The organism is Streptomyces marokkonensis, from assembly GCF_039539045.1.
Lineage (GTDB): Bacteria > Actinomycetota > Actinomycetes > Streptomycetales > Streptomycetaceae > Streptomyces > Streptomyces marokkonensis.
In genome coordinates this window covers 1-5,842 of the sequence record NZ_BAABCQ010000258.1, presented here as the reverse complement: position 1 = coordinate 5,842, position 5,842 = coordinate 1, and the positions used below count along the sequence as shown (strand labels likewise).

Here is a 5,842-nt window from a genome sequence, read left to right as displayed (position 1 = left end):
GGTCGCCCTGGTCGCCCTGGTCGCCCTGGTCGCCCTGGTCGCCCTGGTCGCCCTGTGAGGCCGGCCGCAGAAGACCCTCCCTGCTTCACTGGCCGACCGACCCACGGTCTCCTGTGCGTCCCCGCTCCCCGCTCCCCGCTCCCCGCTCCCCGCTCCCCGCTTTCCCTTGGCCTCCCCGCAACCCCTTGCGTGCAGGCTGCGGGGTCAGGCCAGGTCGTCAAAGACGTCCGCGAAGTCCAGGCCGGGGATCTCCGACACCGCCGGTGCCGTGATCCGGGTGGCGAAGTCGTCACGACGGTGCCCGGCGTCCGGGTCGTGCACGTCGTCGTGGACGACCACCCACACGGTGACCTGTCCGCGGACGCCGTCCCGTACGCCCCAGGTGTCGGCAAGCGCGGTGATGATGTTCAGCCCGCGACCGCCGTGCGCGGTGACCGAAGGCGTCGCCGGGGCCGGGCGGGTAGGCCCGCCGCCGTCCGTGACCTCCACGACCAGCCGGCCGCCCGCGTCCACCTGCCACGCGGCGCGGACGTCACCGTCCCCGGCCAGGGCGTCACCCAGCGGACGGCCGTGCTTGCACGCATTGCTCAAGAGTTCCGAAAGGACCAGTACAGCGTCGTCGATGACCGATTCCGACACGCCTCCGCTGCGCAGTTCATCGCGCATGCGGTGCCTTGCTTTCCCCACGCCCGCAGGGCCATGGGGTACGGCCATGCTCGACGACGTGGGCACCTCCTGTGCCACCACCAACGCCACCCCCGAGACCTCCTTCGCCCCACGCCACGGTGTGGATGCCCCTCTGGCCTGAGCCGGAAACCGCCCGGTCCCCGCCCAGTGACGCATTCGACACGAGCGAACACTCATCGAACGCGCCGGAGCACTCCCTGTAACCGTGTGGCCTGATTTCGTCGGTGTGGCCGAGAGGGGGAATGCGGTCGAGGGCCCGCAGGATCAAGGTTTCCGGACGAATCAGCGGCCCAGATGGTCCAGGTGGTCCAGTACGGCGCGCGGCCGGTTGGTGATGATGCCGTCGACGCCCAGGTCGGCGCAGAGATCCACGTCCTCGGTCTCGTTCACGGTCCATACGTGTACCTGGTGACCGGCCCGTTTCAGGCGCTCGACGTAGGCGGGGTGGTTGCGCACGATCCGGATCGAGGGGCCCGCGATCCGGACACCCGCGGGCAGTCGTCCGTCACGCAGCCGGGGGGAGACGAACTGCATCAGATAAACCGTCGGCAGGGTCGGCGACGCGGCCCGTACCCGATGCAGCGAGCGGGCCGAGAAGCTCATCACACGGACCGGCGAGTCGGCGGCTGAGGCCGGGGCGTCGAGTCCGAACCGCTTCAGGAGCAGCAGCAGCCGCTCCTCCACCTGCCCCGCCCAGCGCGTGGGGTGTTTGGTCTCGATGGCCAGCTCCACTCGCCGCCCCGCGTCGGACACCAACTGGAGCAGCCGCTCGAGGGTCAGGACGGAGGTCTCCTCCCGGTCCTCGGGCCGGTGCTCCCAGTCGGGCTGCTCGTCGCGGGTTCGCCAGAACTCCCGGGTCCTGCGGGCGCCGAAGTCCAGCGCGGCCAGATCGGCGAGCTCCAGCGCCGACACCGCCCCGCGGCCGTTGGACGTACGGTTGACACGCCAGTCGTGGACGCAGACGAGATGGCCGTCGGCGGTCAGGCGCACATCGCACTCGAGAGCGTCGGCTCCGTCCTCGATCGCCTTCCGGTATGCGGCCAGCGTGTGTTCGGGCGCCTCCTCGGAGGCTCCACGGTGGGCGACGACCTGGATCCTGTGCTGGCGTGCGTGGGTCACCGCGTCATGGTGCCACTGCGCGCGGGTGGACGTACCGTCGAAGTCCTCGGTGGCACGTCCGTTTAGTCTTGGATGACCCATGTAAAGGCTGATCGTGGACCCACAGCAACCGCTTATGGTGCTCTGACGGCCCGTGGGAAAAGCTGATGGCATACGAGAACACCGCACATCTGTGTCGCGCCGGACCGTGGAGCAGCGCGTGAGCGTGGCTGGGCGCGAGCAGTGTGACCGACAAACAGCCGTGGAACGAGGAGAGAAGCTGTGAGCACCGAGAACGAGGGCACCGCGGTACCCCCGGCCCCGTCCGCGCCTCCCGTGCCGGTGGACTCTCCCGCTGCCTCCGCCCCGTCGGCCGCTCCGCACCCGGACCGGACGCCGTCCCGGCCGCCCGAGGTACCGCAACCGCATGGCTTCGGGCCCCCCGCCGTTCCCCACCACGCACCGGACCAATCCGCTCCGCAGGACCAGGCCGCCTCCCACGGCCCGACTGCTCCCCAGGACCCGACTGCTCCCCAGGACCCGGCCGGTTCCCACATGCCGACCGCTTCGCAAGCGCAGACCGCTTCGCAAGCGCCGACCGCTTCTTACGGTTCGGCCGCGCCGCAGGGGCACAACGCCCCCGACGCCTCCTGGCCGCCTCCCCCGCCGCCGGGCACTCCGTCGTACGGCGGGGGAGGCGGCGAGGGCTTCGGCGGCGGCTGGGGCTCCTCGTACCAGCCACCGGCGCCGAAGCCGGGCCGCGGCCGTGGCGGTGTGGTGGCCGCACTCCTGATCGCCGCGCTGGTCGCAGGCGGTCTGGGCGGCGGACTCGGCTACACCCTGGCGAAGAACAACGACGGGACCGGCTCCACCACGGTCTCCGCCTCCGACACCGGCGGCTCCGTCAAACGCGACGCGGGCACGGTCGCCGGCGTGGCCGCCAAGGCGCTGCCCAGCACGGTCACCATCCAGGCCGAGGGAAGCAACGGCGAGGGCGGCACCGGCACCGGATTCGTCTTCGACAAGCAGGGCCACATCGTCACCAACAACCACGTGGTGGCGGAGGCGGTCGACGGAGGCGAGCTCAGCGCGACCTTCCCCAACGGCAAGAAGTACGAAGCCGAGGTGGTCGGCCACGCCCAGGGCTACGACGTGGCGGTCCTCAAACTGGAGAGCGCCCCCTCGGACCTGAAGCCGCTGGCCCTCGGTGACTCGGACAGGGTGGCCGTGGGCGACTCGACGATCGCCATCGGCGCCCCCTTCGGCCTTTCCAACACAGTGACCACGGGCATCATCAGCGCCAAGAACCGCCCCGTGGCCTCCAGTGACGGGAGCGCGGGCAGCAAGGCGTCCTACATGAGTGCCCTGCAGACCGACGCGTCGATCAACCCGGGCAACTCCGGCGGCCCGCTGCTGGACGCTCAGGGCAACGTCATCGGGGTCAACTCCGCGATCCAGTCCACGAGCAACGGCGGCTTCGGCACCGGCCAGGCCGGCTCGATCGGCCTGGGCTTCGCCATCCCGATCAACCAGGCCGAGTTCGTCGCCAAGCAGCTGATCAAGACCGGCAAGCCGGTGTACGCCAAGATCGGCGCCTCCGTCTCCCTGGAGGAGACGACGAACGGGGCCAAGATCACCGAGCAGGGCGCGGGCGGTGCGGAGCCCGTCGAGCCGGGTGGCCCCGCCGCCGACGCGGGCCTCGAGCCCGGTGACGTCATCACCAAGCTCGACGACCGGGTGATCGACAGCGGCCCGACGCTGATCGGCGAGATCTGGACCCACAAGCCCGGCGACGAGGTCACGGTCACCTACGAGCGCGGCGGCAAGGAGCGGACGACCGAACTCACCCTTGGCTCCAAGGTGGGTGACGACTGACCCGCACATCGGTCACCGGGGTAGCCGGACACGAGTCCAGCGGCCCCCGTACGGGGCACAGCCCCCGCCGACCGGTCAGTGCCGGTACGCTGTACCCGCTCCGTCCCTGGTGGGCGGGGCACAGGTGGGTTGCCCGAGCGGCCTAAGGGAACGGTCTTGAAAACCGTCGTGGCGCAAGTCACCGTGGGTTCAAATCCCACACCCACCGCAGAGATTGACGGCCCCTGACCAGGCATGACGGTCGGGGGCCGTCGCCATGCGCAGCAATCAGCCGCGATCACCTCCTGGCGGTGAGCGACCTCAAGTCCTGAAGGGGCCACGGGCAAGGGCGTCGCGAGGTGACACTCCCGTCGGCTTTGGACGGAGACGACCGGCAGATGGACGGCCCCTGACCGGGCGTTACGTTCGGGGACCGTCGGTCCCTGACCACCTCGCCCCTGTCGGCCGGAGGATGGCCGGAAGGCGGCCGTGGCGGAGTTCCGGCGTGAGGTCGGTGTACCTCGCCCGGGGCCGCCCGTGGGCGGAGCTGTGACAGGCCTGTGACCGGAAGTGTGGCTTCCGCCACGGTCGAAGTGGGGCCGGGCTGGTGGGGTTGGGCGATGCGTATCCTCCAGCTCCGTACACCGCTCGCGGTCTCCGGCGCTCTCGTTGCCAGTCTCCTGCTCGGCGCCTGTGGCACCCAGACCGCCGCGTCCGGAGCGGGAGGGGGAGGTGAGCCGGAGGATCGGTGTGGGGCGGGGTCGTCCGGTGCCGCCGGCAGCCACAGCGCGAACGCCGGCGCCACCGCCACCGCCGATGCCGACGGTGGCGCTGGGGCCGACGGTGGCACGGGGGCCGGGCAGGAGCGGGACGCGGTGCGGATCGTCGGGACGGTCGAGCGGACCGGTGGCGCCGGGACCGGTGCCGGGGCGAGTGCCTCGCCCGGTGTCGGGGCGGGCGAACGACCCGGCGTGTCCGTCACGGCGGACAGTCTTCCCGGGCTGCCGGGGGCGGGCGAGTCTGTCGGCGAGGGCGGTGGGGCGTCGTGCGCGGTCGCGTACTCGGTGACCAACCGGGGGACCGAGCCCTTCACTTACACCATCACCTTCTCCCTGGTGGACGACCAGGGGAGGGCGATGTCGAGCACCGAGGTGACGGTGGCGGCCGTGGGGGCGGGGCGGACCGTGCGGCGAACCCTTGAACACGTCGGCTACCAGGGGGGCCAACGCCTCGACGCGGAGCACGTGCGGATCCTCGACGTGAAGCGGGTGCCCGCCGACGAGGCGCCCGCGCCCGCCGGTTCCTGCCCGCGGTCCGGGCTGCGCCTCACCGCTGACAAGGGGGACGCGGCCATGGGGTTGCGTGTCGTGGGGCTGCACCTGGAGAACTGCGGCAGTCGTCCGTACTCCCTGGAGGGCTACCCGGTACTGCAGTTGCTCGACGAGGACCTGGAGCCCGTCGACGGGATCGACATCCTGCGCGGCACCAACGAGATACCCATGGCCGGAGACGGCGACGAGCCGCCCCGGCCGGTGACGCTGCGGCCGGGTGAGTCCGCCGTGTCGGGTCTGGCGTGGCGCAACACCACCCAGTTCGGTGAGGCGGTGACCGTGCCGTACGTCAGGGTTCGGGCCGAGTCCGGCTCCGACCCCGTGGTGGTCACGCCGAACCTCGATCTCGGCACCACGGGGAAGCTGGGCGTCCGGGCGTGGCGGAAGGGCGAGACGGGCTGAGTCGCCTCGGCCGCACCGTTCCGCGGGCGGCCCGCGTGGTCGTCCCGGCTATGTGGGGTCGCGGTCGAAGACCGACTTGGACCAGTAGTAGCCGAGTGCGACGAGAGCCAGGCACCAGGCGAGTGCGAGCCAGCCGTTGTGGCCGATCTCCGTGCCGAGGAGGAGTCCGCGCAGGGTCTCGATGGCGGGTGTGAAGGGCTGGTACTCGGCGATGGGCTGGAACCAGCCGGGCATCGTGTCGATGGGGACGAAGGCGCTTGAGATGAGCGGGAGGAAGATCAGGGGCATGGCGTTGTTGCTGGCGGCTTCGGCGTTGGGGCTGACCAGGCCCATGCCGACGGCGATCCAGGTCAGCGCCAGGGCGAAGAGGATCAGCAGTACGAAAGCCGCGGCCCACTCCAGGGCGGTGGCGTTGGTGGAGCGGAAGCCGATGGCCACGGCGACGGCACCGACGAGGACCACGCTGGCGA

General features: G+C 71.2%; 5 protein-coding genes and 1 tRNA gene. 3 read left to right on the top strand and 3 right to left on the bottom strand.

Annotation, left to right across the window (positions count from 1 at the left end):
- Positions 1-204 precede the first annotated feature (204 nt).
- Positions 205-756 (bottom strand): ATP-binding protein, encoded by a 552-nt coding sequence (locus tag ABEA26_RS34070; protein WP_345597673.1) that lies wholly within the window; start codon positions 754-756, stop codon positions 205-207.
- Positions 757-969: 213 nt separating this feature from the next.
- Positions 970-1,806 carry a glycerophosphodiester phosphodiesterase gene (locus tag ABEA26_RS34065; RefSeq protein WP_345597671.1) on the bottom strand — a complete coding sequence of 279 codons (837 nt, stop codon included), beginning with the start codon at positions 1,804-1,806 and terminating at the stop codon, positions 970-972.
- Positions 1,807-2,067: 261 nt separating this feature from the next.
- Between ABEA26_RS34065 and ABEA26_RS34060 the strand changes: the two genes are divergently transcribed.
- The 3 genes from ABEA26_RS34060 (at position 2,068) to ABEA26_RS34050 (ending at position 5,372) form a co-directional block, all read left to right on the top strand.
- A complete protein-coding gene (locus ABEA26_RS34060) occupies positions 2,068-3,660 on the top strand; it encodes a S1C family serine protease (protein WP_345597669.1) in 1,593 nt (530 codons plus the stop codon).
- Between the two features lie 123 nt (positions 3,661-3,783).
- Positions 3,784-3,868, top strand: a tRNA-Ser gene (locus ABEA26_RS34055).
- A gap of 391 nt (positions 3,869-4,259) precedes the next feature.
- On the top strand, positions 4,260-5,372 hold the full coding sequence (locus ABEA26_RS34050; RefSeq protein ID WP_345597667.1) for a DUF4232 domain-containing protein: 1,113 nt from the start codon (positions 4,260-4,262) through the stop codon (positions 5,370-5,372).
- 48 nt (positions 5,373-5,420) lie between these two features.
- Here ABEA26_RS34050 and ABEA26_RS34045 read toward each other — a convergent pair.
- Positions 5,421-5,842 (bottom strand): ABC transporter permease (locus tag ABEA26_RS34045; protein WP_345597665.1); only part of this gene is annotated, 422 nt, incomplete at its 5' end.

Coding starts and splice junctions, on each gene's coding strand:
- ABEA26_RS34050 (WP_345597667.1), top strand. CDS start 4,260: ATGCGTATCCTCCAGCTCCGTACACCGCTCGCGGTCTCCGGCGCTCTC.